Origin of the sequence: Microbispora sp. NPDC049633, assembly GCF_040675265.1 — a bacterium.
Lineage (GTDB): Bacteria > Actinomycetota > Actinomycetes > Streptosporangiales > Streptosporangiaceae > Microbispora > Microbispora maris.
In genome coordinates this window covers 1-25,720 of the sequence record NZ_JBFAOO010000070.1, presented here as the reverse complement: position 1 = coordinate 25,720, position 25,720 = coordinate 1, and the positions used below count along the sequence as shown (strand labels likewise).

Here is a 25,720-nt window from a genome sequence, read left to right as displayed (position 1 = left end):
GGGGGAGATGAGGCATGTTCGAGGTCTGGGCGCCGGCGGCGGAGCGGATCGAGGTCGAGCACGGCGGTTCCCGGCACGCGATGACACGGGGCGAGGGCGGCTGGTGGACCGCCCCCGGCGACGAGCACGACCTCGACTACGCCTTCCACGTGGACGGCGAGGGGCCGTTCCCCGACCCGAGGACGCGGCGGCAGCCCTACGGGGTGAACGGCCCGAGCCGGGTCTACCACCACGACAGGTTCACCTGGAGGGACCAGGACTGGCTCGGCCGCGACCTGCGCGGCGCGGTGATCTACGAGCTGCACGTCGGCACGTTCTCGCCCGAGGGCACCTTCCGGGGAGTGGCCGACCGGCTGGAGCACCTGGTGGATCTCGGCGTCGACTTCGTCGAGATCATGCCGGTGCCGCCCGTGCCGGGCAAGCGCAACTGGGGCTACGACGGTGTCGAGCTCTACGCGGTCTTCGAGGAGTACGGCGGGCCGGACGGGCTGAAGAGCCTGGTGGACGCCTGCCACCGGGCCGGTGTCGGCGTCATCCTCGACGTCGTCTACAACCACCTCGGTCCTTCGGGCAACTACCTGGCCAAGTACGGGCCGTACTTCCACGACGCGAAGGGGTCCTACTGGGGCGACGCGGTCAACCTCGACGGGGCCGGGTCGGACGAGGTCCGGCGCTACTTCATCGAGAACGCCCTGCAGTGGTTGCGCGACTATCACGTCGACGGGTTGCGCCTCGACGCCGTGCACGCCCTGCACGACAAGCGGGCGGTCCACTTCCTGGAGGAGCTGTCGGCCGAGGTCGACGCGCTGTCCACCGCCGTGGGCAGGCCGCTCACGCTCATCGCCGAGTCGGACCTCAACGACCCGCGCATGGTCACCGCGCGTGAGGCCGGCGGCCTCGGCATGCACGCGAGCTGGAACGACGACGTCCACCACGCCATCCACGCGAACGTCACCGGGGAGACCAACGCCTACTACGGCGACTTCGCCACGTTGTCGTCCCTGGCGAAGGTGCTGACCAGGGGATACTTCCACGACGGCACCTATTCGTCGTTCCGGGGGCGCTCCCACGGCAGGCCGGCGACCGGGATCCCAGGCCACCGGTTCGTCTGCTGCGCCCAGAACCACGACCAGATCGGCAACCGGCCCGAGGGCGACCGCATGCGGCCCGAGCAGCTCCGCCTCGCCTCCGGGCTGCTGCTGACCTCGCCGTTCACGCCCATGCTGTTCATGGGAGAGGAATGGGGGGCGACGACGCCGTTCTACTTCTTCACCGACCATTTCGAGCCGCACCTGGCGGAGGGCGAGGGCGAACGGCGCAGGAAGGAGTTCGAGGGCTTCGGTTACGACTGGAAGGCCCCCGAGCCGGGCGACGAGGACACGTTCCTGCGCTCCAAGCTCGACTGGGAGGAGCTGTCGAAGGACGAGCACGCCTCGCTGCTGGGCTGGTACCGCGACCTGATCGCCCTGCGCCGGTCCCACCCCGACCTCACCGATCCCCGTCTGGAGAGGGTGCGGGTCGAGGTGGACGAGGACCGGCGCGTCGTGGTGATCGAGCGCGGCTCGCTGCGGGTCGCCGCCAACTTCGCCGACGGCCCGGTCCCCGTACGGCTGGCCGCGTCACGGATCCTGCTCGCGTCCGACAAGTCCGCCCGTCTCACCGGAGAGGCTCTGGAACTGCCCGGCCGTTCCCTGGCCATCGCGGAGGTCTGAGCCGGCCGCGACGCGGGGCGTGCGGGTCAGAGCCACGGATGCGTCCTGTCGCCGAACACGGCGGCGAGACACGTCCAGGCGGTCCGGCCGCCCGGCATCGGCCAGGCGCGAGTCGGAGCGGGCCCATTGGCCAGGTGGTCGAACGCGCGGACCCAGGTGCGGTGGAGACCGGTAAGAGCCTGAGGGGCGCCGGGGGTGCCCCGCACCACCTCCCGCTCGACGGACGTGACCTGCCGCCGGTACTCCCGCACGGACGCCTCGGCGTCGAGCGGCCGGTCGTGGGTGCGGAGCAGCACCAGGAACGGGGGCTCCTCGCCCTCGGCGAGGGCGGCGACCAGCCGGTCGTGGCCGTCTACGACGACGTAGGCGGTGAGGCCGCTGATCCACCACAGCAGGACCGGCGGCAGGGTCCCGTCACGAGCCTGCCTGCGGTAGGCCTTGACGCGGCCGTCGTCCGGGCTGGGCAGCTCACGGAGCGGGACCACCTCGCCCGCGCCGCTGGAGAACCGGCCGAGATACCCCTCAGGATGCTCGTGCCGCACCAGGCCCGGGCGGACATCGAGGCCGCGTACCTCCGTCCTGATGGTCCACCGGCCGGCGTGCAGTGGCCCGGCGGCGAGGAGTTCGCCGGCGAAGCGATGCGCCCACCGGGCGGCGGGCGCACCGGGAGGATCGTGGATCCGCCGGCTCTCGCCGGCGCGGAGCGGACGAAGGGGGGAGCGGAAGCGCTCGGTGCGCAGGTAGTCGATCCCGTAGTAGTGGCCGTCGACGCGGGCGAGCAGGACAGGCTCGTCGTTCTGGACGATCGCCAGGCGCCTGCCGGGTGCGACCTCGACGCGCAGCGCGGGCCGGGCGGGACGCTCCAGCTCCAGAAGCAGGCCTGCCCAGCCGTGGGGACCGGTGAGATCCGACCGACGCACGCTTCGCTCGGGCTGTGATCAGGCGGCCTGGGCGACGGGCAGCTCGAAGGTGACGGTGTCGGGGACCGCGGTGTAGAGCCGCCAGCTCAGGCAGGCACGCTGGGCGACGACGGTGACGTGCAGGCCGCGGCCCGCCAGCCAGAGGGCCAGGTCGGCGAAGTATCCGTCGCCCGACCCGATCACCGCCCGCTCGAACCGCAGGTCCAACCGCGCCGTACGGGCCGCCTCGTCCAGGGCCTGATCGGCGCCGTCGCGTCCCGAGCGGGCCAGCAACTGCACGCCGCGCAGCGCGATCCCCACGGAGACGAGCGCGTTGTGGTTGACCGCCACGATGAACTGGTCCAGCGGCCCGACCGGCACCGTCCGCTGGTAGGCGTTCATGACCTGATGTACGTCGTGAGTCGCCGGGCAGGCGGTCCCGGCCAGGTTCTCGATGTCCAGGAGATGGATCGCGCGCCCGCGGCGCAGCGACCTGAGGCGCGTGGTGGGGGTGCTCACGATCCTGGCTCCCTTCCATAACGACTCCTGGCGTCCATTAGAGCATGTGTTGACGGAATCAACCAGCCCTTACCGGGACGTTGCCCGTGTCCGGTGCATCGGATATGGTCCGGTCTGATCGGACGACTGGGAAGGCGAAGCGACGTGCGGCGAGACGTACAGGTCACCGCGGCGGACATCGCCCGCCTGGCCGGCGTGGGACGCGCGGCGGTCAGCAACTGGCGGCGCCGGCACGACGACTTCCCCGAGCCCGTGGGAGGTACGTCCACCAGCCCGGTGTTCTCCCTGGCGGAGATCCGGGAGTGGCTGCGCGGCCACGCCGAGGACAGGGAGCTTCCCGCGCACGAGTGGCTCTGGCAGGACCTGCGCGCGACCGCCGACGACGACGACCTCGCCGACCTGATCGCCGACCTCGGGGCCTTTCTCGTGTACGTGCAGCACGAGGCGGAGGACTGGGACGGGCTCTCGGCCGCCGACGACGGGACGGTCGCGCGGGAACTCCCGGCCCGGGTGCGCGCGACGTGCGCGAAGACCGCCGGCGCGGAGGCGTTTCCCGAGACCGTTCCGGTGACCCGGGTGCCGCTGGTCCGCGCGATCGCCCGGCTGGCCGCCGAGCGCGGCGCCCGTGACACCTTCGAGTTCCTGCGCGAGCGGTACTTCGAGGTGCACACCCGGCGCGTCTATTCCACCCCGGTCGAGATCGTCTCGCTCTCGCTCGACCTCGTGGGCGACGGGTTCGACTCGCTGCTCGACCCGGCCTGCGGTTCGGGCCGCATCCTCGGCCGCGCGCTGGAGCGCTCGCCCGGGGCCCGGCTGCTCGGCCAGGACGTCGATCCCGTGGCCGCCCGGCTCACCTCCGTACGGCTCGCGCTGCGCTGCGACAACGCGCGGGTCAGGGCGGGAGACTCGCTGCGCGCGGACGCCTTCCCCGGCGAGTTCGTCGACGCGGTGGTGTGCAACCCGCCGTTCAACGACCGTAACTGGGGATACGAGGAGCTGACGGCAGATCCCCGGTGGGAGTACGGCCTGCCGCCGCGCGTGGAGCCCGAGCTGGCCTGGGTGCAGCACGTGCTCGCGCACCTGGCGCCCGGAGGCGTGGCCGTGCTCCTCATGCCCCCGGCCGTGGCCAGCCGCAGGTCGGGCCGGCGGATCAGGTCCCAGTTGCTGCGGCGCGGCGCGTTGCGCGCGATCATCACGCTCCCGCAGGGCACCGTGCCCAACGTGGCGGTCGGGTTGACGCTGTGGATCCTCTGTCAGCCGTCCGAGGGGGGCGCGCCGAGCCGCGTGCTGATGGTCGACACCTCCGGCAGGCCGGACGACTACGCCCGGGTGGCCGTCGAGGCGTGGCGCGAGTTCGGCGCGGGGCGCGAGCTGGACGAGCCGGGGGTCAGCAGGTCGGTGCCGCTCGTCGACCTGCTCGACGAGGACGTGGACCTCACCCCCGCCCGCTACCTGTCCACGGCGGCCGACGACCTGTCGCCGGAGCGGATCGCCGGAGCCCGCTCGCGGCTCGCCGGGCTGCTCGGGACCATCGCCGGGCTGATGCCCGTGGCGGGCCGGCCGCCGTCGGAGGAGTTCGCCCCGGTCCCGCTGCCCGAGCTGGTGCGGCGCGGCATGCTCGTCCTGGAACAGCAGACGCCGGCCCGGCCGGGGGAGGAACCCCCGCGGGAGGCGCCGGTGCTCACCGTCGAGGACGTGCTCGAAGGGCGGTCCGCGACGGGGTCTTCGGAGCACGCCGGGGCGAGGTGGATCGTCACGCGGCCCGGTGACGTCGTGGTGCCCCAGGTCGTGACCATCCCGGTCGCGCGGGTGCTGGCGAAGGGCGACGCGCTGCTCGGCCCGTACCTGTCGCTGTTACGGCCCGACCCCGAGGTGCTCGACCCGGACTTCCTCGCCGGTTTCCTCTGCGCGTCCATCAATGTGCGCCATTACAGCGCCATGTCGTCGCGCTACCGGGTGGACGTACGGCGTGCCGAGGTGCCGCTGCTGCCGATGGAGGAGCAACGCCGGTACGGCGAGGCGTTCCGGCGCCTGGCCGAGTTCCGCACGGCTCTGCGCGAGGCGGCGGCGCTCGGAGAGGACCTGGTCAGGCTGATGGCCGACGGTCTCACCCACGGCGTGATCGCACCGGCGGACGACGATGGGCACGGCGCGCAGTGGGGGTAACCACCAGAGACACGTCGACTTCGTCTGGTCGGTCGCCGGGCCGTAATCGGTGAGATGCCGCCCGCCCGGGAGCGCATCGCTCACGGGCGGGAAGGCGCCGGTGGACAGGTTCGTCCCGGCTCGCGGAGGCCGGTCGGTGTCCGGCTGAGATGGAGCTCAGGTGCAGGTGATGGGGATCGGCGTGGTGGCGACGCGCTTGTCGAAGGCGTGCGGTCCGCCGTTGAGGTTGGCCCATCCGTAGCCCATGACGTGGTAGTTGCCGGGCACGCAGCTCACCATGTTGAGCTTGTAGGCGTAAGCCGTGTTGTACAGACGGATCTCTTCGTAGCCCAGGAAGGTGCCGTCTCGGTACAGGGAGAGGTATCCGCCGATGGCCGTGACGTTCCGGTTGCACTTGACTTCGACGTAGGCGTAAACGTAGCTCGTGTACAACTGGGTCGGGTTGGTGATGGTGATGTCGCACCAGAGGACCGGCAACGGGTTGTCCGCGGTCGCCGCCTGAGCGGGGGACGCGCCGAGCGCCAGGGCCACCGCCGCGCCTAGTGCGAGAGCACGCATTCCACGATGGGGTTTCACGTAGCCATCTCTCCCTACTGCCGGTGGCAATCCGCAGGCGCGGGTGACGCGCCCGAGACGCCGCGGGATGTCTCTTCTCGAGGGGAGGATCACACAATGGCGGCGGGCCGGACAGGCCCATTCGCAGCACCGGCCGCCCCCTGCTCCGGTGCAAGCAGGTGAATAGCGAGTTCCGCGCAGCCCTTAAATCGGGTGCGACCTCACCCGGCGGTCAACAGGCTGGTCCAGGCCGCATGACGCGGTGCGATGTGGCGCTCACAGCCACATAATCACCGTCGTCCGTATGACGCCGTCGGTGAAACTTTCAATACGCGGAAAACCGGCGGCGCGGAGGGGTGGCCGGAGGGCGGTGCCCGTCCACGTGACGTGCGACGCGCGGAAGGTGCCGCAGGAGCAGTACGTCTGGCTCGACCTGCCGGGAAAGCGCTCACAGGACGAGCTCGGCGCACGGTGCCAGTGCGGCGGTCACCTGAACCGCGATTCCGATGACATCGCTCAGTCGTCTTCCGCTTCCGCTGTCAGGTCGCCGGGCATGACCGTGGCGATGAGGCCCGCGACGAACTGGGGCACCTCTTCGGGGGAGAGCACCAGTCGCGGTTCGTTGCCGTCCGGACCCTGGAAGATCTCGACCGACCGCACCTCCGCGTGGTCCGGCGCATCGGCGACTCCGATGATCGTCCAGTTTCTGTGCCGGGTGTTGGCGAAGTGGCTGAATTCGCGTTCTGGCCTGGCCACACTCACTCCTGATAGCGCGTTGTGGTGATCACATACTGCGGGATCCAGGGCTTCCGTACCTGTCCCGCCCGCCGAGCGTGATCGGGTTGTCGGCCGGCCCGAAAGCCGGAGCCGTCGGAGTCGTCCGCGTCGCGATCAATGCTTCGTAACTCTAGCCAGATCGATCACCGTGTCGTCCGGGATCACCCTGAGATCCCCCCTGACACACACCGCTGGGCCCGGCGGCCCAGGAGGTCGTGCGGTGGTCAGGAGAAGGCTCCGGCACACGGGCGCTCGTGGAGGCCGCCCTCCGGCGCCGACGTGATTGGCCTTGCCCAATTTGACTGTTTCGGTCATGTCCCGGTTGATGATCCGCAAGGATGATCACCCTGGACGCCGCCCGGACGGAGGGCGGCGGTTGGGAAAGGACAACGGATGCGCAAGTCCGCGAGTACGGTCGTCGTCGCAGCGGCGCTGGCCGTCGGAGGACTCGTCGCCAACCCGGCATACGCGATCTCCGCCGGCTACACCCCGGAGGGGGTGTGCGGCTCCGGTTTCGGCAGGGTCAGTGACGGCAGCCGAGCCGTGAAGACCCGGTCGGGGGAGGTCTTCGGGTACGTCTACCTGCTCTACAACCGCAGGACGGCCCAGAACTGCGTCGTCACGATCAAGTCGAAGTACGTCGGCACGCCCACCAGGGCCACCGCCCAGCTCATGGTGCGGCTGTCCGGCACGAGGACGGCCGAGAAGATCGACCACGCGAAGAAGTACAAGTACTACGCCGGCCCGGTGAAGCTGAGCGCCAGGGACAAGTGCGTGAAGTACTACGGCACGATCGCCGACACGCGCGTCGACGGGGAGATCGCCAGCGGTGGCCGCCTGAAGTGGGGCAACTGCGGCTGACTCCCGCGCGGCCGTCACCGCGGCCCGATCCGGTGGACCCAGAGGCCGCCCGGCCGGTGCCGGGCGGCCTCGCCGTTCCCCGGGGACCTCTACCATCGGTGCGGCACGACCCGATGCGAGGAGACGTACGTCCAGATGGGCGCCAATCACAGTCACGGCACGACCACTCCGCCCACGCCTGTCTCGCGCCGGACCGTGGTCGCGACGCTGGCCGTCATCGTCCCCGTCGCCCTGGCGACGGTGGCCGCCCTGATCTGGCTGTGGCCGGACGGCAGCCGGCCGGACAACCCGTCCTCGCCCTCACTGCGGCAGGCCGACGGGACGATCACCGAGATCGTGCCCAAGCCCTGCCCCGTCGTACCGGGCGAGCAGGCGGCCGGGCCGGCGGCGTCCTCCGGCTCCTGCGGGGACGTCCGGGTCAGGATCACCAGCGGGCCCGACGAGGGCCGGAGCGTGACCACCGATCTGCCCACCGGTCCCGGTGCGCAGCGGTTCGCAGTCGGCGAGGACGTGGTGCTCGTCCATGTGCCGGACGGCGCGCTCGACGCACCGGAGTATCTGCTGTCGGACCACGACCGGTCCTCTCCGCTGTGGCTGTTCGTCGCCGCGTTCGCCCTGGCGGTCATCGCCTTCGGGCGCTGGCGCGGGCTGACCGCGCTGATCGGGCTGGCCGTGACCTTCGTCCTGCTGCTGACCTTCGTCGTCCCCGCGATCCTCGCCGGCGAGCCGCCGACCCTGGTCGCGATCACCGGTTCCGCCGCGATCATGCTGGCGGTCCTGTACCTCACCCACGGTCTCACGATCACGACGTCGATGGCGGTGCTGGGCACGCTGGTCAGCCTCGCCCTCACCGGTCTGCTGTCCGCCTTCGCCATCGACGTCGCGTACCTGACGGGCGTCACCGACGACAGCTCGTTCCTGCTGAACGGCAACTACCGGATCAACGGGCAGGGCCTGCTGCTCGCGGGGATCATCATCGGCGCGCTCGGCGTCCTCGACGATGTCACCGTGACCCAGGCGGCCACCGTGCGGGAGCTGGCGACGGCCAACCCCGGTTACGACTTCGGGCGTCTCTACCGGGCCGCCGCGCGCGTCGGCCGGGCCCACATCGCCTCCGTGATCAACACGATCGTCCTCGCGTACGCCGGGGCCGCGCTGCCCCTGTTGTTGCTGTTCAGCGTCGGCGACCAGCCGCTCGCGGACGTGCTGCGCAATCCCGTGCTCGCGCAGGAGATCATCCGCAGCGTCGTCGGCACGCTGGGACTCATCGCGGCCGTCCCCGTGACCACCGCGCTGGCCGCGCTGGCGGCACCCCGGCGGCGCTCCGGGGAGAAGCCGGCGGAGCGCCGCCGGCGGCGCGGGGCGGTCTGGGACGACCCGGACGAGTCCACCGAGAGCCGCTGGCCTGCCTCGTTCGGGACGGAAAAGGATTGGCCCGCCGGGCGGCGCAACCGATAGAACAGGCGGACGCCTTGACGACGAGAGGAGGGGACGAGCCGATGTATGCCGAGATTGTCGTGCCGGTTCCTTCCGGGGGTACGGCCGGACGCTGACCCCCGGGGGAATGGGCACGCCTCACCTGAGGAAGTGCCGTGAACCCCGATAGCTTGATCATGCGCCCCGTCACGGGGCGTTCGGAACTCGACCTGTTTCGCCGCCTGCCGTACGTGCTGAACGACGAGCTGGACGACGACCTCGCCTCCGGCCGCCGGCGGCCCGAGTGGATGTGGATGGCGCTGCGCGGCGACCGCCTCGTCGCCAGGCTCGCCTGGTGGGCCCCGCGTGCGGGCGAGCCGCCGGCGCTGCTGGACATCCTCGACCTCGACGACGCCGCGCCCGGACCGGCGAGCGTCGACGCCGGGGTCCGGTTGTTCGAGACCGCGAGTGCCGCGGTGCTGCCCGAAGGGGTACGCCCGCCGGAGTACAACGCGTTCATCCCACCGCGGTGGCGTGACGACGCGGAAGCGAGGCGCGCCGTCGAGAACCGCATGGCCGTGCTGGAGCGGACCGGTGCCCGGCCGCTCGTCGAACGGCTGCGGCTGGAGTGGCGCCCGGGCGCTCCCATCCCCGAGCCGAGTGCCCGGCTCGGTTTCCGTCCTGTGGCCGGCCGGGAGGAACTCGTCGCCCTGATGACCCTCGTCCTCGACGGCACGCTCGACGCGCACAGCCGCGCCGACCTCGCCCGCATGCCCGCCGAGCGGGTCGCGGCCGAGCACTACGACGACGAGCTCGCCCACTATCGGAGCCCACGGGAATGGTGGCGGATCGCCGTGTCACCCGAGGGCGAACCGGTGGGATTCGTCATCCCGGCGCGCAACGAATACAACCCGATGATCGCGTACATCGCGGTCGTGCCCGCACATCGAGGCAACGGCTACATCGACGACCTGCTGGCCGAGGGGACGCGGATCCTCGCCGGTCAGGGCGTCCCGCGCATCCGCGCGGCCACCGACGTCGGGAACGTCCCGATGGCCCGGGCGTTCCTCCGGGCCGGATACGAGGTCATCGGGCGCCGGATCGACATGACTTGGAGCGAAGGCGGGGCTGAGTAGGACGGTCGCCGGCGTCCACCGGACAGCGGAGGCTGTGATGATGTCCTTCTCGCTGCCGTGGTCGCTGTGGACGGGGGAGTCGCGTGAACGATCTGGTCGCCCGGCTGTGGCGGAGCATCGGCGGCTCGCTGCAGTGGCGGCTCCTGTGGCTCTCGCAGGCGAAGTTCATGATCGGCGTCACCGGCATCGTCCGCGACGGGAACGGGCGGGTGCTGCTGCTCCGGCATCGGTTGTGGCCGGAAGGCCGGCAGTGGGGGCTGCCCACGGGCTCCGCGATCAAGGGGGAGACCTTCCAGGACACGGTCGTCCGCGAGGTGCGGGAAGAGACCGGTCTGGAGGTGCGCGTCGGCGAGCTCGTGCGGCTCAGGAGCGGCTACCGGCTGCGGGTCGAGGTGGCGTACGAGGCCGAGTTCGCCGGCGGCACGATGAAGATCGACCCCAGGGAGATCCTGGAGGCACGGTGGTTCACACCTGACGACCTGCCGGACGGGCTGCTGGAGTCACATCGGCTCCTCATCCTCGGCGAAGGCGGGCAGGCCGGGGCGTCGTGACCGTCCCGGCCTGTGGACCGCGGCGGCGAAAGGCGCGGACTCGCCCGTTCTGTCCGTCCACCGTTCCACAGAGCGGCGTTCGGGAGAGGCGGATGGCTGTGGATTCGCGCAGGCTGTGGCCCTGCGGCAGTGCGAGGAGCGGTGGGTGCGGGGCCGGCTGCTCCTGCGGCACTTCCCGCGGCCGCTCCGGCGGTTGTACGTGCAGCACGTCGCGGAGGAGGAGCCATGCGAATCACCTATCCCGTGCCCGCTCAGACCTCGTCGGTCTTCGTCGTCGTCACGGACCGGACGCCGACCGATCTCTCGTCGATCGTCCCTTGGCGGATGGGGCCGTCCCACCGGCGCGCCGCCAGGGACGCGCTCGGCACGCCCCGGCTGACGCTGGAGGCCTTCCGGTCGACGCGGTCCCCGTGGCGGCGGATGGACCTGAGTGCCGAGGACCTGAAACGGGTGAGACGGGCCCGTCATCACGTGGTGGTGACGAGTACCGCCCCGGTCGATGAACAACCCGAGGCCGCCCAGGTCGCCCGGGCGGCCGCGCGCGGAATCGCGGAGGCCTACCACGGTGCGTTGTACGACCCGCTCACCGGGGCGGCCGTCTACCACTGCGCGGACTGCCCGGGGGAGCGGCGGGACTTCCACCTCGGCGACGACTGGCTGGGCTGGAGGGTGTCGTGCGCCGACGAGGAACCCGCCTGCGCCCTCGGTGCTGCCGCTCGGGCCGGAGCCGGAATCGGTGACGCCGGGGCCGATGTGGGCGGCGGCTGCTCGTGCCTCGTCACGACCTCGCGCGGTCTGCGGCGCTTCGGGCTGCCGGAGATCACGCTGGCCGGCCTCGCCTGCGCGCACAGCCTGTGCTCGGTGACCGTTCTGCGCACCGTGGCCGAGGCGCTGCTCGCGGGCCACTTCGCCTGGCTGTCCACCGGCCTCCGGTCGCCGTGCCGCGGCGTCGCCCGCCGTCTCCGGGTGGCCGGGACGGACTACGCCGTGCTGTCCGGCGGAGCGGGCCCGGAGAGCGGTCCCGTCCGCATCCCGGGCGCTGGGTTCGGGTCCCTGCCCGGCATATCGAAGGGGCCACGCGAACAGCTTGAGACGGCGGGGAGGAGCCCGCTGTCTCGGGAGAGCGGTCGCATCGCCGGCATCGGGGGCGGATCCCTGTCCTGGATGCCGCACGAGGTGGACGGACTCCTGCGCGTACGCCTCACGCCGGACGCCGCCGCCCGCTCCTGTCTCAGACTCCGGCTGCCTGGTGATCACGACGGAAACCCCCGTCACACCCCCGGTCTGCTGGTCGCGTGACCCCTCGGACGCCGGGAGGACGCCTCGCCGCGGGCCTTGTGCCCAATCCGGGTGGGTGGGCCGGTGCTGCGGCGGGCCGCGCACCTGAGAGGGAACGTTTGGGCATCTATCGGACGTCTGTGAAGTGTGACCCTTTTCGGTGCTATCGACGACGAGATCCGGGACGCGCGGGAGCGCGCCAGGCGCCGGGACCAGCTCACCCGGCAGCGTGCCACTCTCCTGACTCAAATCGAGGAGGTCCGCGGCGTGCTCACGGACCTGGAGCGGCAGCTCGCCAAGGAGGATCGCGACGTCGCCAAGCTGGAGCAGGGCGGTTTCGCCGCCTTTCTGGCGGGGCTGACCGGGGGCAAGGAGGAGCGCCTGGCGCGGGAACGGGCCGAGGCTGCGGCGGCCCGCCAGCGGGTCACCGGCCAGCGGACCCGCCTGGAGTGGCTCACCGGCGACCTGCGCACCACCGACCAGGCACTCGCGGAGCTCGGCAACCCGCACCACGAGCTGGAGGCGTTGCTCGCCCGCAAGGAGCGGATGCTGGTCGAGTCGGGGGATCCGCGCGGCCGGGAGCTCGCGGACATCGCCGCACGGCTGGCGAACGTGAGCGCCGACCTGCGCGAGCACCAGGAGGCGCAGCAGGCCGGGGCCGCCGCGGGTCAGGCGGTCGGCTACGTCCTGCGGCATCTGGGCAGCGCCCGCGGCGCCTCGACCTGGGACATGTTCAGCAACGGCGGGGGCTTCGCCGACATGGTCGAGCACGGGCACCTGCGTCAGGCCGACGAGGCGGCCTGGCACGCGCAGGGGGCGCTCGACCGGTTCTCCCGAGAGCTGGCCGACATCGGCGTCAGCGCGGCGCCCCAGTTGCCGAAGGGGGACACCCGCTGGTTCGCCGACGTCTTCTTCGACAACATCATCACCGATGCGATCAAGCACCAGCGGATCGCCCGTACGGCAGAGGCGGTCCGCGAGGTCGTGGAGTGGATCGCGGCAATGGTCGACCAGATCTCCGACCGTTGCGGTGAGCTGGCCCGCCAGCAGGAGTCCCTCGCCCGGCGGCGCGAGGAGGTCCTCGCCTCCTGACCGGTCCCGCCCGGCCGCGTAGAGTCACCGGCCGGGGTGCGCTCCCGGCCGGCCCATGCGGTTCGCGCCTTGGTCACCCTATTCGCACCTCCGGTCGGCCGGTGGGGTGTGCGTTCTGTCGGTCCGCGCGTCGTGCCCTGGTTGATCCGCGCACTTCGCATGTCCAGTCGGACGGTGGGTGTGTGCTCCCGGCCCATGCGACTTGCGCCTTGGTCAGCCCATTCAATGCGCTGCGCACCTGGCTGCGGGCCGTGGCGGTGCACGCCACCGCGATGCGAGGCCTGGTCGCCGCGCGAATGGCCGTTCCGCCCGCGCCGCGCGCCGACGCGGCGCTCGCGGCCTGCCACGAGCGGATCCGCGCCACCGGCGCCGCCCTGCTCGACGCGCGCAACGGGATGGCGCGGTGCCCGGCGACCTCGGGAATCGCCGACCTCCTCACCCTGGTCAACGCGATCGCGTGGCTCCAGCGAGCAGGCCCCGGGTGACGAATATCTGCTTGACCGTCTCCTCGTCCTCGTGCGCGGAATGGATCCACCGGCCAACGAGGAGGGAACATGACGAGCAGGGTGACCGCGGTCAGCCGCAGCGCGACCCACACCTTCAGCAAGACGCCGCTGGAGTCGATCCGGCTGCTGACCGGTCTGGGCGTCGAAGGGGATGCCCACGCCGGGGTGACCGTGAAGCACCGGTCGCGGGTCGCCCGCGATCCCAGTCAGCCGAATCTGCGCCAGGTGCACCTCATCCACGCGGAGTTGCACGACGAACTGCGTGAGGCGGGCTTCGCCGTACGGGCGGGGGACATGGGGGAGAACGTCACCACCAGGGGCGTCGATCTGCTCGCGCTGTCCACCGGGACCCGGTTGCACCTCGGCGAGACGGCCATCGTCGAAGTGACCGGCCTTCGCAACCCCTGCCTGCAGATCGACGGTTTCCGGGACGGGCTGCTGAAGGCGGTGCTGAACCGGGACGAGGAGGGCAACCTGGTGCGCAAGGCCGGGATCATGGGCGTCGTCCTCGCGGGTGGCGAGGTCCGGCCCGGCGACCCGATCCGGGTCGAGCCGCCGGCCGGACCGCACCAGCCTCTTCGGCCGGTGTGAGCGGTGGGGGCCTACCCGCGGTCCTGTGACGTCTGCTCGCGCTCCTGCGGCGCCTGCTCGCGCTCCTGTGACGTCTGCTCGCGCTCCTGTGACGTCTGCTCGCGCTCCTGCGGCGCCTGCCCGCGCTCCCGTGCCGCCGCGTTGATCACCTCGTCGAGGACGTCTCGCGAGTTGACCAAATCCGTGATCATGCGGTCGATGCGGTCCCGCTCCGCGACGAGGTCGGTGACGAGCCGGGGGGTGGCGATCGCGGAGGGCCCGCCGTCGGCGTCGCGCATGCAGGGCAGCAGCTGTGCGATCTTCTTGCTGTGCAGGCCCGCCGCGAACAGTTCCTGGATCCGGATGACGCGATCGACCGCCTGCTCGGGATACTCCCGCTGGCCGCCGGGCGTACGCTCGGCCACCAGCAGCCCCTGCTGCTCGTAGTAGCGCAGCGACCGCTCGCTCACCCCGGTGCGCCGCGCCAGCTCGCCGATCCGTATCACGTCACCCCTGCGGGCTTGAACTTGACATCAATGTCAGATTCTACCGTCGGCGCATGGAGAACACGCTCTTCGACTACAGCCCGATCACCGATCGTCCGACGATCAGCTGGCCCGGCGGCGCCAGGGTCGCCTTCTACGTCGGCCTCAACGTCGAGCACTTCCTGGTCGACCGCCCGTCCACCAGCATCTGGCAGGGTACGGCGGACCTCGTCCCCGACGCCCTCAACTACGGCTGGCGCGATTACGGGGCCAGGGTCGGCATCTGGCGCGTCGCCGACATCCTCGACCGGCACGGCGTCAGGGCCAGCGTCCTGCTCAACTCCGCCGTCGCCGAGCACTATCCGCAGATCATCAAGGCCGGCCTCGACCGCGACTGGGCCTGGCTCCTGCACGGCCGGACCAACTCCGTCCTGCACGCCGGCCTGTCCCTGGAGGAGGAACGTCGTCTCCTCACGGAGATGGCCGGCATCGTCGCCGAGGCCACCGGCCGGCGGCCGCGCGGCTGGATGGGTCCCGGCCTGACCGAGACCTTCAACACGCCGGCGCTGCTCGCCGAGCTGGGATTCGGCTACCTGCTGGACTGGACCAACGACGACCAGCCGTACCCGCTGAACGTCCCCGGGATGATCAGCGTCCCCTACTCCGTCGAGCTCAACGACCTGCTCCTGTTCGACAGGGGCGTCACGGGGCCGGAGTTCGTCCAGACCGTGAGGGACCAGTACGAGCAGCTGCACGCCGACGCCGAAGACAGCGGCAGGGTCATGGCCCTGGCCCTGCATCCCTTCGTGATCGGGCAGGCGTTCCGGGCCAGGTATCTCGATCAGGCGCTGGCCTTCCTCGCCGCGCAGCCCGACGTCTGGCTCACCACCAGTGACGAGATCGCGGCGCACTACCAGCGTACGGTCGGCCGGCCCGCGTAAGGGGCGCGGCACGGACGCGCCGGCCCGGCCCGGCGGCCGGCCCGACGCCCTCTCCAGTGCACGGGCCTCAGTGGATGTGGCCCGGCTCGTCGTGGTCGTGGTCGTGGTCGTGGTCGTGGTCGTGGTCGTCCTCGTCCTCCAGGACCCCCTCCGACGGCTCGACGCCGAGCATCGCCTCACGTGGCTCGACCTCGGTGACGTGTTCGACGAGGCCGAGCACGTGGTCGGGCTCGATCAGCCACTGCAGGGCCGCCGCGCCCGTCTTGTCGGAGTTGACCAGCTCGATCTGCTCCTGCCGCTCGGCGTCGTCCAGTTCCGCCTGGGGGTCGCGGATCTCGGCGAGCGCCGCCGCCTGCAGCGCGTCGACATCGAGGACCTCGACCACCAGGTCGACGGTGAGCCGCAGATAGCGACCGGTGTCCGTTCCATCGCTCATGGTGGTGATCCTATCGGCAAGCCGTTATGGCAGTTTCCACTCGACCGGCGCCCCGCCCCGCTGCTCCAGCAGGTCGTTCGCCCGGCTGAACGGACGGGAGCCGAAGAATCCGCTGCGCGCGGACAACGGGCTGGGGTGGGCCGACTCGATGCACGGCACGTCCCCCAGCATGGGCCGCAGGTTGCGGGCGTCGCGGCCCCACAGGATCGCCACGAGCGGCCCGCCCCGCGCGACCAGTGCCTTGATGGCCTGCTCGGTCACCTCTTCCCACCCCTTGCCCCGGTGGGAGGCGGGCTTGCCCGGCATCACCGTCAGCACCCTGTTGAGCAGGAGCACTCCCTGCTCGGTCCACGGGGTGAGGTCGCCGTTCGACGGCGTGGGGTGGCCGAGGTCGGCCGTGTACTCCTTGAAGATGTTGACCAGGCTCCCCGGCAGCGGTCGTACGTCCGGGGCCACCGAGAAGCTCAGGCCCACAGGGTGACCGGGGGTGGGATAGGGGTCCTGGCCGACGATCAGCACCCGGACCTCGTTCAGCGGCTGCTTGAACGCGCGGAGCACGTTCTCACCCGCCGGGAGGTACTGGCGGCCTTCCGCGATCTCCTGCCTGAGGAAGTCGCCCATGGCGGCGATGCGCTCGGCCACGGGTGCGAGGGCCTCGGCCCATCCGGCTTCCACGAGTTCGTGCAACGGACGTCCTGACATGTCCGCGCACTCTATCGGCTTTTCCGCCGCCGTACGGCACGGCTGGTGAAAGATCGAATGCCCGCTTACCCCCGTGAAGCGGGCATCCGACGTCCTCTCGACACGGTTCACCACACACAGGACATTTCCCATGGTGACCGCGGTGATGCCGGAGACCCCGGGATGGTCCGGGGCCTCCGGCCGGGTCACTTGACCGAGCCCGCGAGCAGGCCCTGCACGAAATACCGCTGGAAGGCGAAGAACAGCACCAGCGGGATGATGAGCGACAGGAACGCGCCCGGCGCGAGGATGTCCACGTTCGTGCCGAACTGCCGCATCTGGGATTGCAGTGCCTTCGTCATCGGCTGGTTGTCGGTGTCGGCGAACACCAGCGCGACGAGCAGGTCGTTCCACACCCACAGGAACTGGAAGATGCCGAGCGACGCGATCGCGGGCTTGGCCAGCGGGAACACCACGGTGGCGAAGATCCGCCACTCCGGCGCGCCGTCCATCCGCGCCGCCTCGAGCAGCTCGCGCGGGATGCCCACGAAGAAGTTGCGCAGCAGGAAGATGGCGAACGGCAGGCCGAACGCCACGTGGAACAGCACGACCCCGAGGATCGAGCCGAAGATCCCGAGGAATCCGTACAGCTTGGCGATGGGGATCAGCGCGATCTGAACCGGGACGACCAGCAGGGCGATGACCACGAGGAACACCGTGTCCCTGCCGGGGAACTCGATCCAGGCGAACGCGTACCCCGCCATGGCCGCGATGCCGATCACCAGCAGGGTCGCGGGCACCGTGATCAGCACCGTGTTCCAGAACGACGAGCTGAAGCCCGACGCCAGGAGGTTCGAGTAGTTCTCGAACGTGATCTGCGCCGGCTTGGTGAACAGCGTCCACCAGCCGGAGGAGTTGTTCTCGGTCTCGCCGCGCAGCGACACGACCAGCAGGCCCAGGGTCGGGAGCAGCCAGAACAACGCGACGAGGATCATGAAGACCTGCACCACGCCGCTGCCGAGGCGGTCGGTCACCCGCGTGATCAGGCCGCGGGAGACCGGCTGCGCGTGCCGGGGTTCGGCCAGGGTCGTCATCCCTCGTCCCTCCTGAACCGGCGGATGTTGAAGATCATGAACGGCACCACCAGGACGAGCAGGAAGATGGACAACGCGCTACCCATGCCCTGGTTGCCGCCGCCGCCGAACGAGACGCGCCACATCTCCAGCGCGATCACGTTGGCGTTCGGCTGCACGGACCCGGGGGCGATGATGAACACCAGGTCGAAGACCTTGAGCACGTTGATGATCATTGTGACGAAAACGACGAGCAGCACCGGCGACAGCAGCGGCACGGTGATCCGGCGGAACACCTGCCACTCGGTCGCGCCGTCGATCCGGGCCGCCTCCAGGGCGTCACGGGGGATCGCCGACAGTCCGGCCGCGATCAGCACCATCGCGAACCCGGCCCACACCCAGATGTACGCGCCGATGATCGCAGGGGTGATCAGCGACGGGCCGAGCCAGGTCAGGCCGTTGAACGGCGCCGTGAAGTTGTCCTGCGGCAGCCGTACGACGTAGGAGCCGGACGGGAGGCCGGAGAAGCGGAACGTGCCGTCCGCGGCCGTCTCGGTCGTCGCCTTGACCGCGCCGCCGGAGACCGCCTCGACCGTGATGCCGGCCAGGCCCTTCTCCTGCGGGTCGATCTGGTTGAGCGTGCCGCCGCCGCCACGGACCACGTCGAGCCAGACCGTGCCGCTCAGGCCGTCGCCACCGGCGGCCGGGGCGGCCTTGGCGGGCGCGGCGTCCTTCACCACGTCCTGGCCGAGGCCGACGAGCGGGATGAGCACCGGGGTGCCCGGCTGCGCCTGCTGCCGGGTCACCACCGCGCCGCCCTGCACGACGGCGGGCGCCTGGTCGTTCTCGCGTGGCCGCGCGCCGGGGTATCCGGCGCTGGAGGAGAACGTGTCGTGGACGGTGGTGATGATGGCGTTGGCGACGCCCTTGTCGGGGTCCTGCTCGTAGACCAGACGGAAGATGACGCCGGCGGCGAGCAGGGAGACGGCCATCGGCATGAACAGCACGAGCTTGAACGCCGTGGACCAGCGGATGCGCTCGGTCAGCACCGCGAAGATCAGGCCGAGCGCGGTGACGATGATCGGGGCCACCACGACCCAGATGATGTTGTTCCTGATCGTGGTGAGCGTCGCGGAGTCGGTGAAGATCGACAGGTAGTTGCCCAGTCCGACGAAACGGTCGCCGGTGGCGTCGTAGAGGCTGCGCCAGATCGAGTAGATGACCGGGTAGATCACCCACGCGGCGAGCAGCAGCACCGCGGGCAGCAGGAACATCACCGCCAGCCTCGGCGACGGGCCGAGCCGTACGGGCGCCTGCGCCGCGGCCGCCGGGGCGACCGCGGCGGGCGGGGCCGCGGTCGGGTAGCCGGCCGCCGCCGGACCCGCGGGCGGCTCGTCCGCGGCCGCCACGGGGTCTCCCTCGGCGGTGGAGTCCGAGGCGGCGGTCTCCGGGCCGGGCGAACCGGAGGAGTCCGGAGCGGTGCGGGAGTCCGGAGCGGTGGGGGAGTCCGAGGCGGCGGTCTCCGGGTCCGGGGAACCGGAGGAGTCCGAGGAGCCCGAGGGGGCGGGGGAAGGATCTGCAGGGGTTTCGCGCGGGCCGGAGGAGGCCCCGGCGGCGGAGTCGCCGCCGCCGGCGGCCTGCGGGCCGTCCAACCGTTCGGTCACGGCCGTCCTTCCTTTACTTGAAGGCCTTGGCGGCGTCCGCCTCGAGCTTCTCCTGCGCGCCCTTCACGTCGGAGGGGTTGCGGAGGAAGTCCTGCAGGTCCTTCCACTCGCCCTTGCCGTCGGTGCCACCGAAGGCGCTGGGCGCCAGGTCGGACATGTCGTACCGCACCGACTCGCCGGCCGAGATGATCGTCTGGGCGAGCTGCTTGGTCAGGTCGTCGGGGTAGTTGTCGGGCGAGACGTTGCGGTTGGGGGACAGGTAGCCCGGCTGCTTGGCCCAGACCTCGCCGCCCTCCTTGGAAGCCAGGTACTCCAGCAGCGCCTGCGCGCCCTTGGTGTCCTTCATCGCCACACCGACGTCGCCGCCGAGGACGACCGGGGCGGTGTCGCCCGCCTTCGGGAACGGCATGACCTTCGCCTCTTCGCCGACCTTCGCGCCGGACTGGCCGACGGAGGCGGCGACGAAGTCGGCCTCGATGACCATCGCGGCCTTCTTCTGGCCGTACACCTGGGTGACGCAGGTCGGGAAGTCGGTCTGCAGCGCGCCGGACGAGCCGCCGAGCATGAGCTCCTTCTTGCCGAAGATCTGCGCCATCTTCTCCAGGGCCGTCTTGACCGTGGCGTCGGTCCAGGGGATCTCGTGCTTGGCGAGCTTGTCGTAGTTCTCCGGGCCCGCGGTGGAGAGATAGACGTTCTCGAACAGGTCGGTCAGCGTCCAGCCGGAGGCGGCGCACAGCGCGAACGGCGCGACGCCGGAGTCCGACAGCGTCTGGGCGCTCTTGATCAGGTCGTCCCACGTGGCCGCGGGCTGCACCCCGGCGTCGTCGAAGGCCGACTGGCGGTACCAGACCAGAGACTTGTGCGCCGCCTTGACGAGCACGCCGTACACCTGGCCCTTGGCCGAGCCGAGCTCCTTCCAGTACGGCGTGTAGTTCTGGTCGATCTGCGCCTGCACCTCGGCGGACAGCGGCTTGAGGGCGTTCTCGTCGGCGTACTGCTGCACGAGGCCCGGCTGCGGCAGGATGGCGACGTCCGGAGGGTTGCCGCCCTGGATGCGGGGGCCGAGGTAGGCGCCGGTGTCCTCACCGGTGGAGGCGTAGGTGACCGTGGCGCCGGTCTTCTCCTCGAACGCCTTGAGCACCTTCTCGAAGTTGGCCTGCTCGTCGCCGGTCCACTTCGCGGCGATCTCGATCTTCTCGCCCTCCAGCGGCTTGGCGCCGCCGGCGGCCGAGGCGCTGCCCTGGGCCGCCGGCTCGCTGCCGGAGCCGGTGCCGGTCCCGGAGTCGCTGCCGCACGCGGCGGCGGCGGCGAGAGCGAGGCACGCGACCATGATCGGGGGGAGTTTGCGCATATCTATCCTCCGGGCTGGATGACCTCGCCGAGCCCCTGTTTGAGGTCGGCGACGGTCTCGTCTACGGGTTTGGCAAGGGTGAGCGCGCCGGTGACGGCGCTGGAGATCAGCAGGCTGACCTGGTTGTAGTCGGCGGTGACCGGCCTGGGCCGGGCCGACACGATGGCCTCCTTGAGCGCGGGCAGGTACGGGAACCGTTCGATGAGCTCCGGGTCGTCGTACAGGTCCGCCCACACCGGCGGGAACGAGCCCTCGGTGAGCACGAGCCGCTCGTTGTCCCGCCCGGTGAAGTAGCGGATGAAGTCGAGAGCCGACTTCTGCCGCTTCGAGAAGGCGCTTATGGCGAGGTTGTAACCGCCCAGCGAGCTGGACCCGGGCCCGTTCAGGCCAGGCAGCCGGGCCACCGAGAACTTCCCGGCCAGCTTCGAGTGGGCTGCGGGTCCGTACGCGTGCGGCCAGTTGCGGGCGAACAGCAGCCGCCCCTCCTGGAAGGCGAGCCGGGACTCCTCCTCCTTGTACGTCAGCGCCTCGCGGGGGATCCACCCCTCCTTGACGCCGCCGACCAGGAAGCCGAGCGCGGCCCGCGCGCTGCCGAGGTCCATCGTGACCGTACGGGCGTCCGGGCTCAGGATCGACCCGCCCGCCGACTGGACGGCCTCGGCGAAGTTGACGGTCAGTCCCTCGTACGGCAGGAACTGCCCGGCATATCCCCCGATGTGATACTTCGCGCTCAGGCGCGTGGCCTGCTCGCGCAGCTCCGCCCAGGTCCTGGGCGGCTTCAGGTGCTCCTTCTTCAGGATGTCCGACCGGTAGTAGAGCAGGCCGGCGTTGCTGGTGTACGGCGCCGCCCACAGCCTGTCGCGGTAGATGGCGGTGTCCGCGACGCCCTTGAGCAGCTTGTCCAGGGGGAACAGGCTGCGGTCGAGCGGCGCGATCCAGCCGGCGTCGGCGAACTCCGCCGTCCACATCACGTCGAGCGCGAGCACGTCGTAGACGTCGTTGTGCGCCTGCAGGTTGGCCACCATCTGGGCGCGCTGCTCGTCGGCCGCCTCGGGCAGTTCGAGCAGCGACACCGGCTCGTCCGGGTGTGCCTGGTTCCACCGGTCCAGCAGCGGGCGGAGGTACGCGGTGGTGTCCCGGCCGATCGCCAGTGTGATCGGCCCGGTGCCGTCGCTGCCCACGTCGGATTCGGTGCCGGTGTCGGCGAGCCCCGCGCACCCGGCCACCAGGAAGGTGACCAGGACGACGACGGCTCGGCGAACCATGTGGCCTCCGCGTGAAAAGCCGGTTACATACGTGTTAGGTAGGTGCATGCATGTTATGCATAGCGATAATGTGAGCGTCAACGGATCAGCCCGTAACGCTCCGATAACTGCTCGATACGGCTTGGGGGTGGGCGCGTGCGGCAGTCGCTGCTGGCGCTCCTGGCGAAGGAACCTGCCCACGGATACGAGCTGAAACAGGCGCTGGAAACGATCTTCGGCGGCGCCTACCCGTCGCCCAACATCGGGCAGATCTACGTGACCCTGGGCCGGCTGGAGAAGGACGGCTTCGTCCGCTCGGTCGACGTCGAGCAGGCCAACCGGCCGAACAAGAAGGTCTACTACATCACCGCCACCGGCCGGGAGGCGCTGGAGACCTGGGTGGAGGAGCCCACCGAGGGCCCCCGCGTGCGTGACGAGTTCTTCATGAAGCTCGTGCTGGCTCCGATGACCGGGTTGTCCGACCGCATGGCTTTGGTGAACCGGCAGCGACGGCACTACCTTGCGCTCATGAGAGACCTCCGCGAGCTGGCCGACCGCACCGACCCGGCCAACCGCGTCGCGCTGCTCCTCATCGAGGGGGCCATGCTCCACCTGCAGGCCGACCTCGACTGGCTCGAACGCTGCCAGGAGGACCTGCCGTGAACGCCGGCGCTTCCGTCGTCCGGGCGGTCAACCTGGTGAAGATCTACCAGACCGGCGGGCTGCCCGTGCCTGCCGTACGCGGGGTCGACCTGACGGTCGAGGCGGGGGAGTTCGTCGCCATCATGGGCCCGTCGGGGTCCGGGAAGTCCACGCTGGTCCACATGCTCGGCGGCCTGGACACGCGTACCAGCGGCGAGATCTGGCTGGACGGCAAGCGGGCGGACACGCTCTCGGAGAGCGGGTGGGCCGTGCTCCGCCGCGAGAAGATCGGCTTCGTCTTCCAGTTCTTCAACCTGGTCGCCAACATGACCGTGGCCGACAACGTCGAACTGCCCGCGCTGCTGGGCGGCGTGCCGCCCCGGCAGGCCAGGGAACGGCGCGAGTACCTCCTCGGCGAGCTCGGCCTCACCGACCGCGCCGAGGCGTCGCCGGCGCAGCTCAGCGGCGGCGAGCAGCAGCGGGTCGCGCTTGCCCGCGCGCTCGCCAACCAGCCCCGGCTGCTGCTGGCCGACGAGCCGACCGGCAACCTCGACAGCCGCAACACCCGTGACGTGCTCCGCCTGCTCGGCAAGGTGCACGGGCAGGGCCAGACCATCGTGCTGGTCACCCACGACGCCCGGGTGGCGAGCATGGCCGACCGCGTCGTCAGCCTGCTCGACGGGCAGATCGTCGACGACGGCGCCATCCCGAAGTCGCGCCGGCGCCCTTCCGGAGCGGCGGGGGACGTCGTCGAACTCCGGAGCTGACCCGGTGCACCGCCAGGAATCGCCCGAGCTCCCGGACGGCCCGCGTGATCGCCGTCCGCGCCGCCTCCCGCTCGCGGGAGACCCCGAGATCATGAGTCGTCCCGTCGCGGGGCACGCCCATTCGCCGCGGCACACCGCGCGATCACGCGACGTCGTCCCCATGGAATGCCCGCACGATCACAGCAGGGGGGTGGCGTGGTGACGGTGCGGACCGCGGAGCTGCGGTGGATCCGCGCGGACCTGCGGGCGCGCCGGGGGCAGGCCGCGCTCACGGTCCTCGCGGTGGCGGGGATCGTCACCGCCCTGATCGTCGCGGCCACGCTGCTGGAGGACGGCACCAACCCCTGGCGCGGCCTGTTCGCGCGCAGCAACAGCGCGCACATCTGGATCCACAGCAAGGACGTCCCCGACGTGTCCGCGCTGCGCGGGCTGCACGGCGTGACCGACGTCGCCGGGCCGTACCGCAGCGCGCCCGCCACGCTGGTCACCCGGGGCCGGCGGGTGCCGATCACGCTGCAGGAGACGCCGGCGGCCTTCCCCGCGGTGGCCCGCCCGCTCCTGCGCGAGGGCCGCTGGCTCGACGTGCGCACCCCGGACGGCGTGGTCGTCGAGCGGTCGTTCGCCCGGGCCCTCGGCCTGCGGCCGGGCAGTCCGTTCAGCGTCACCGGACTCAACGGCGCGACCCACACGCTGACCGTCGCCGGACTGGCCGAGAGCGGCGACCAGGGCTTCTACCCGGAGTGGACCCCGGGTCTGGCCTGGACGCTCGCGCAGACGCTCAACGTCGTCGAGCCCGCGCCCGGCCGCACCGAGACCGTGACCGGGCTGCGGCTGGCCGATGCCGCCACCACCGACCTCGTCGTCCAGAGGGCCGTCTTCACGCTGCGCAACCAGGTGCAGCGGGTGACGACCTGGCGCGAGGTGCGGGCCTCGATGGAGCTGGACAACCGGCTGCTCGGCCTGCTGCTCGCGCTGTTCGGCGGTGCGGGCCTGGTCGCCGCCGCGCTCGCGCTCGCCAACGCCGCCGGTGGCCGGGTGCTGATCCAGCTGCGCGACATCGCCACGCTGAAGTCGCTCGGGTTCACCCGGGGCCAGGTGGTCCGGATGCTCGTCGCCGAGCACGGCACGCTCGGGCTGCTCGGCATCGCCGCCGGCGCGGTCGCCGCCCGCCTGATCACGGCGTACGCCATGGGGGAGACGGTCGTCGTGCCGCTGTCGGCCGGCCCTCTCGCGGCGATCATCGCGGGGACGTCGCTGACGGTGCTGGTCGCGGTCCTGATCCCGGCCTGGCGCGGCGGGCGCACCCCGCCGATCCCGGCCGCACCCGCGGCGCCGCCGCGCGGGCACCTGTCCCGGCTGGCCAGGGTCGCCCTGCTCGTACGGCTCCCGCCCGCGCTCGTCCTCGGTGCCAGGGACGCCTTCACCCGCAGGACGCCGGCCGCGCTCACGGTCTGCGGCGTCGCCATCCCGATGATGATGATCACGATCGGGCTCGGCTGCTGGGCGACCCTGGACGCCTTCAGCCGCCACCCCGAGAGGGTGGGCCAGGCCGCGGCCCTGTCCCTGCGGCCGGGCGAGCTGACCGCCGAGGAGGCGCGCCAGCGCGCGATGGCCGATCCGGACGTGGTGGCGGCCTACCCGGGAGCCGAACTCGACGCGCTCGTCCCCTGGCAGACGAGGACCGTGCGGACCAGGGCGCTCGGCCTGTCCTCCGACCCGTACCCCTTCCCGGTGGTGGAGGGCCGGATGTTCGCCGACCGGGGCGAGGCCGTGGCCGGGCAGGGCCTGCTCGACCTCCTCGGCGTACGGATCGGCGACCGGGTCCGCGTGACGATCGGGGGCACCCCGCTGATCGTGCGGATCGTGGGCCGGGTGGTCGAGCCGGAGCAGGACGGCGAGGTGCTGTCGTTCGGGGTCGACAGCCTGGCGGCCAAGGACGCGCTGCCGCCCCAGTTCTACGCCCTGGCGCTGCGGCCCGGCGCCGACGCGGCGCAGGTGCGCGCCCGGCTGCAGGGGCAGGGGCTCGAGGTGGCCCAGGCTGTGAACCCGGCCGACCGGCTGGCGGTCATCCGGGTCATCATCGTCGCCCTGGTCGCCGTGCTGGCCCTGATCGGGCTGGCCAGCCTGCTGACCGCCAGCGCGCTCGGGCTGCGCGACCACGTCCTCGACCTGGCCGTGCTCAAGGCGATGGGCCTGACTCCCCGTCAGGTGATGGCCACGCTGGTCACCGCCACCGGCCTGCCCGCGGCGGTGGGGGTCGTGCTGGGAGCGGCGGCGGGGGCGTCCTGCTCGCGGTGGCTGATCGACCTGGAGGGCCGGGGCAGCGGCGTCGGCGCGGGCATCGGCCAGGCCCCGACGCCGGGCATGCTCGCCGCGACCCTCGTGAGCGCGATCGGGG

The 25,720-nt window shown here is 71.3% G+C and carries 25 protein-coding genes; 14 read left to right on the top strand and 11 right to left on the bottom strand.

What is annotated here, in order from left to right; all coding sequences use genetic code 11:
• Positions 1–14: 14 nt before the first annotated feature.
• A complete protein-coding gene (treZ, locus tag AB0J39_RS19625; protein ID WP_363466517.1) occupies positions 15–1,712 on the top strand; it encodes a malto-oligosyltrehalose trehalohydrolase in 1,698 nt (565 codons plus the stop codon).
• Positions 1,713–1,738: 26 nt separating this feature from the next.
• Here treZ and AB0J39_RS19620 read toward each other — a convergent pair whose 3' ends face one another.
• Complete coding sequence (locus AB0J39_RS19620; protein ID WP_363466515.1) at positions 1,739–2,632, bottom strand: hypothetical protein; 894 nt, start codon at positions 2,630–2,632, stop codon at positions 1,739–1,741.
• A gap of 18 nt (positions 2,633–2,650) precedes the next feature.
• Positions 2,651–3,130 carry a hypothetical protein gene (locus tag AB0J39_RS19615; protein WP_363466513.1) on the bottom strand — a complete coding sequence of 160 codons (480 nt, stop codon included), beginning with the start codon at positions 3,128–3,130 and terminating at the stop codon, positions 2,651–2,653.
• Positions 3,131–3,274: 144 nt separating this feature from the next.
• Here AB0J39_RS19615 and AB0J39_RS19610 point away from each other — a divergent pair, with 144 nt between their 5' ends.
• Positions 3,275–5,296 carry an N-6 DNA methylase gene (locus AB0J39_RS19610; protein WP_363466510.1) on the top strand — a complete coding sequence of 674 codons (2,022 nt, stop codon included), beginning with the start codon at positions 3,275–3,277 and terminating at the stop codon, positions 5,294–5,296.
• 156 nt (positions 5,297–5,452) lie between these two features.
• Here AB0J39_RS19610 and AB0J39_RS19605 read toward each other — a convergent pair whose 3' ends face one another.
• Positions 5,453–5,854, bottom strand: coding sequence for a hypothetical protein (locus tag AB0J39_RS19605; protein ID WP_363466507.1), 402 nt, complete (start codon positions 5,852–5,854; stop codon positions 5,453–5,455).
• Positions 5,855–6,367: 513 nt separating this feature from the next.
• On the bottom strand, positions 6,368–6,607 hold the full coding sequence (locus tag AB0J39_RS19600; RefSeq protein ID WP_363466505.1) for a hypothetical protein: 240 nt from the start codon (positions 6,605–6,607) through the stop codon (positions 6,368–6,370).
• Positions 6,608–7,021: 414 nt separating this feature from the next.
• On the opposite strand from AB0J39_RS19600, the gene AB0J39_RS19595 reads away from it, so the two are divergent.
• The 8 genes from AB0J39_RS19595 to AB0J39_RS19560 all read left to right on the top strand — a co-directional run bounded on the left by AB0J39_RS19595 (position 7,022) and on the right by AB0J39_RS19560 (position 14,059).
• Positions 7,022–7,489, top strand: coding sequence for a hypothetical protein (locus AB0J39_RS19595; RefSeq protein ID WP_363466502.1), 468 nt, complete (start codon positions 7,022–7,024; stop codon positions 7,487–7,489).
• Between the two features lie 135 nt (positions 7,490–7,624).
• Positions 7,625–8,947, top strand: coding sequence for a YibE/F family protein (locus AB0J39_RS19590; protein ID WP_363466500.1), 1,323 nt, complete (start codon positions 7,625–7,627; stop codon positions 8,945–8,947).
• Positions 8,948–9,102: 155 nt separating this feature from the next.
• Positions 9,103–10,041: a GNAT family N-acetyltransferase gene (locus AB0J39_RS19585; protein WP_363466537.1), complete on the top strand. Its 939-nt coding sequence runs from the start codon at positions 9,103–9,105 to the stop codon at positions 10,039–10,041.
• Positions 10,042–10,124: 83 nt separating this feature from the next.
• Positions 10,125–10,592: an NUDIX domain-containing protein gene (locus tag AB0J39_RS19580; protein WP_363466497.1), complete on the top strand. Its 468-nt coding sequence runs from the start codon at positions 10,125–10,127 to the stop codon at positions 10,590–10,592.
• A gap of 225 nt (positions 10,593–10,817) precedes the next feature.
• On the top strand, positions 10,818–11,891 hold the full coding sequence (locus tag AB0J39_RS19575) for a hypothetical protein (protein WP_363466495.1): 1,074 nt from the start codon (positions 10,818–10,820) through the stop codon (positions 11,889–11,891).
• A 126-nt stretch (positions 11,892–12,017) separates the two neighbouring features.
• Positions 12,018–12,962, top strand: coding sequence for a hypothetical protein (locus AB0J39_RS19570; protein WP_363466493.1), 945 nt, complete (start codon positions 12,018–12,020; stop codon positions 12,960–12,962).
• Between the two features lie 209 nt (positions 12,963–13,171).
• Positions 13,172–13,447 (top strand): hypothetical protein, encoded by a 276-nt coding sequence (locus AB0J39_RS19565; RefSeq protein WP_363466491.1) that lies wholly within the window; start codon positions 13,172–13,174, stop codon positions 13,445–13,447.
• Between the two features lie 69 nt (positions 13,448–13,516).
• The gene (locus AB0J39_RS19560; protein ID WP_363466488.1) at positions 13,517–14,059 is read left to right on the top strand and encodes an MOSC domain-containing protein; all 543 of its coding nucleotides are present in this window, start codon (positions 13,517–13,519) and stop codon (positions 14,057–14,059) included.
• A gap of 11 nt (positions 14,060–14,070) precedes the next feature.
• Here the strand turns inward: AB0J39_RS19560 and AB0J39_RS19555 are convergent, their stop codons facing one another.
• Positions 14,071–14,544, bottom strand: coding sequence for a MerR family transcriptional regulator (locus AB0J39_RS19555; protein ID WP_363466486.1), 474 nt, complete (start codon positions 14,542–14,544; stop codon positions 14,071–14,073).
• 53 nt (positions 14,545–14,597) lie between these two features.
• On the opposite strand from AB0J39_RS19555, the gene AB0J39_RS19550 reads away from it, so the two are divergent.
• Positions 14,598–15,464: a polysaccharide deacetylase family protein gene (locus tag AB0J39_RS19550; RefSeq protein ID WP_363466483.1), complete on the top strand. Its 867-nt coding sequence runs from the start codon at positions 14,598–14,600 to the stop codon at positions 15,462–15,464.
• A 67-nt stretch (positions 15,465–15,531) separates the two neighbouring features.
• On the opposite strand, the gene AB0J39_RS19545 is transcribed toward AB0J39_RS19550, so the two are convergent.
• From AB0J39_RS19545 to AB0J39_RS19520, 6 genes are all read right to left on the bottom strand, one after another.
• On the bottom strand, positions 15,532–15,900 hold the full coding sequence (locus AB0J39_RS19545) for a hypothetical protein (protein WP_363466481.1): 369 nt from the start codon (positions 15,898–15,900) through the stop codon (positions 15,532–15,534).
• 24 nt (positions 15,901–15,924) lie between these two features.
• Complete coding sequence (locus AB0J39_RS19540; protein WP_363466479.1) at positions 15,925–16,602, bottom strand: uracil-DNA glycosylase; 678 nt, start codon at positions 16,600–16,602, stop codon at positions 15,925–15,927.
• 185 nt (positions 16,603–16,787) lie between these two features.
• On the bottom strand, positions 16,788–17,675 hold the full coding sequence (locus AB0J39_RS19535; protein WP_363466477.1) for a carbohydrate ABC transporter permease: 888 nt from the start codon (positions 17,673–17,675) through the stop codon (positions 16,788–16,790).
• Positions 17,672–19,063, bottom strand: coding sequence for an ABC transporter permease subunit (locus tag AB0J39_RS19530; RefSeq protein ID WP_363466535.1), 1,392 nt, complete (start codon positions 19,061–19,063; stop codon positions 17,672–17,674). Before AB0J39_RS19530 ends, AB0J39_RS19535 begins: the two co-directional genes overlap by 4 nt.
• Before the next feature lie 268 nt (positions 19,064–19,331).
• Positions 19,332–20,669: an ABC transporter substrate-binding protein gene (locus AB0J39_RS19525; RefSeq protein WP_363466474.1), complete on the bottom strand. Its 1,338-nt coding sequence runs from the start codon at positions 20,667–20,669 to the stop codon at positions 19,332–19,334.
• Positions 20,670–20,671: 2 nt separating this feature from the next.
• Positions 20,672–21,934, bottom strand: coding sequence for an ABC transporter substrate-binding protein (locus AB0J39_RS19520; RefSeq protein WP_363466473.1), 1,263 nt, complete (start codon positions 21,932–21,934; stop codon positions 20,672–20,674).
• Between the two features lie 135 nt (positions 21,935–22,069).
• On the opposite strand from AB0J39_RS19520, the gene AB0J39_RS19515 reads away from it, so the two are divergent.
• From AB0J39_RS19515 to AB0J39_RS19505, 3 genes are all read left to right on the top strand, one after another.
• A complete protein-coding gene (locus AB0J39_RS19515) occupies positions 22,070–22,576 on the top strand; it encodes a PadR family transcriptional regulator (protein ID WP_346226131.1) in 507 nt (168 codons plus the stop codon).
• On the top strand, positions 22,573–23,322 hold the full coding sequence (locus tag AB0J39_RS19510; RefSeq protein WP_363466470.1) for an ABC transporter ATP-binding protein: 750 nt from the start codon (positions 22,573–22,575) through the stop codon (positions 23,320–23,322). Before AB0J39_RS19515 ends, AB0J39_RS19510 begins: the two co-directional genes overlap by 4 nt.
• A 198-nt stretch (positions 23,323–23,520) precedes the next feature.
• On the top strand, positions 23,521–25,720 hold a 2,200-nt coding region (locus tag AB0J39_RS19505), incomplete at its 3' end, for an FtsX-like permease family protein (protein WP_363466467.1).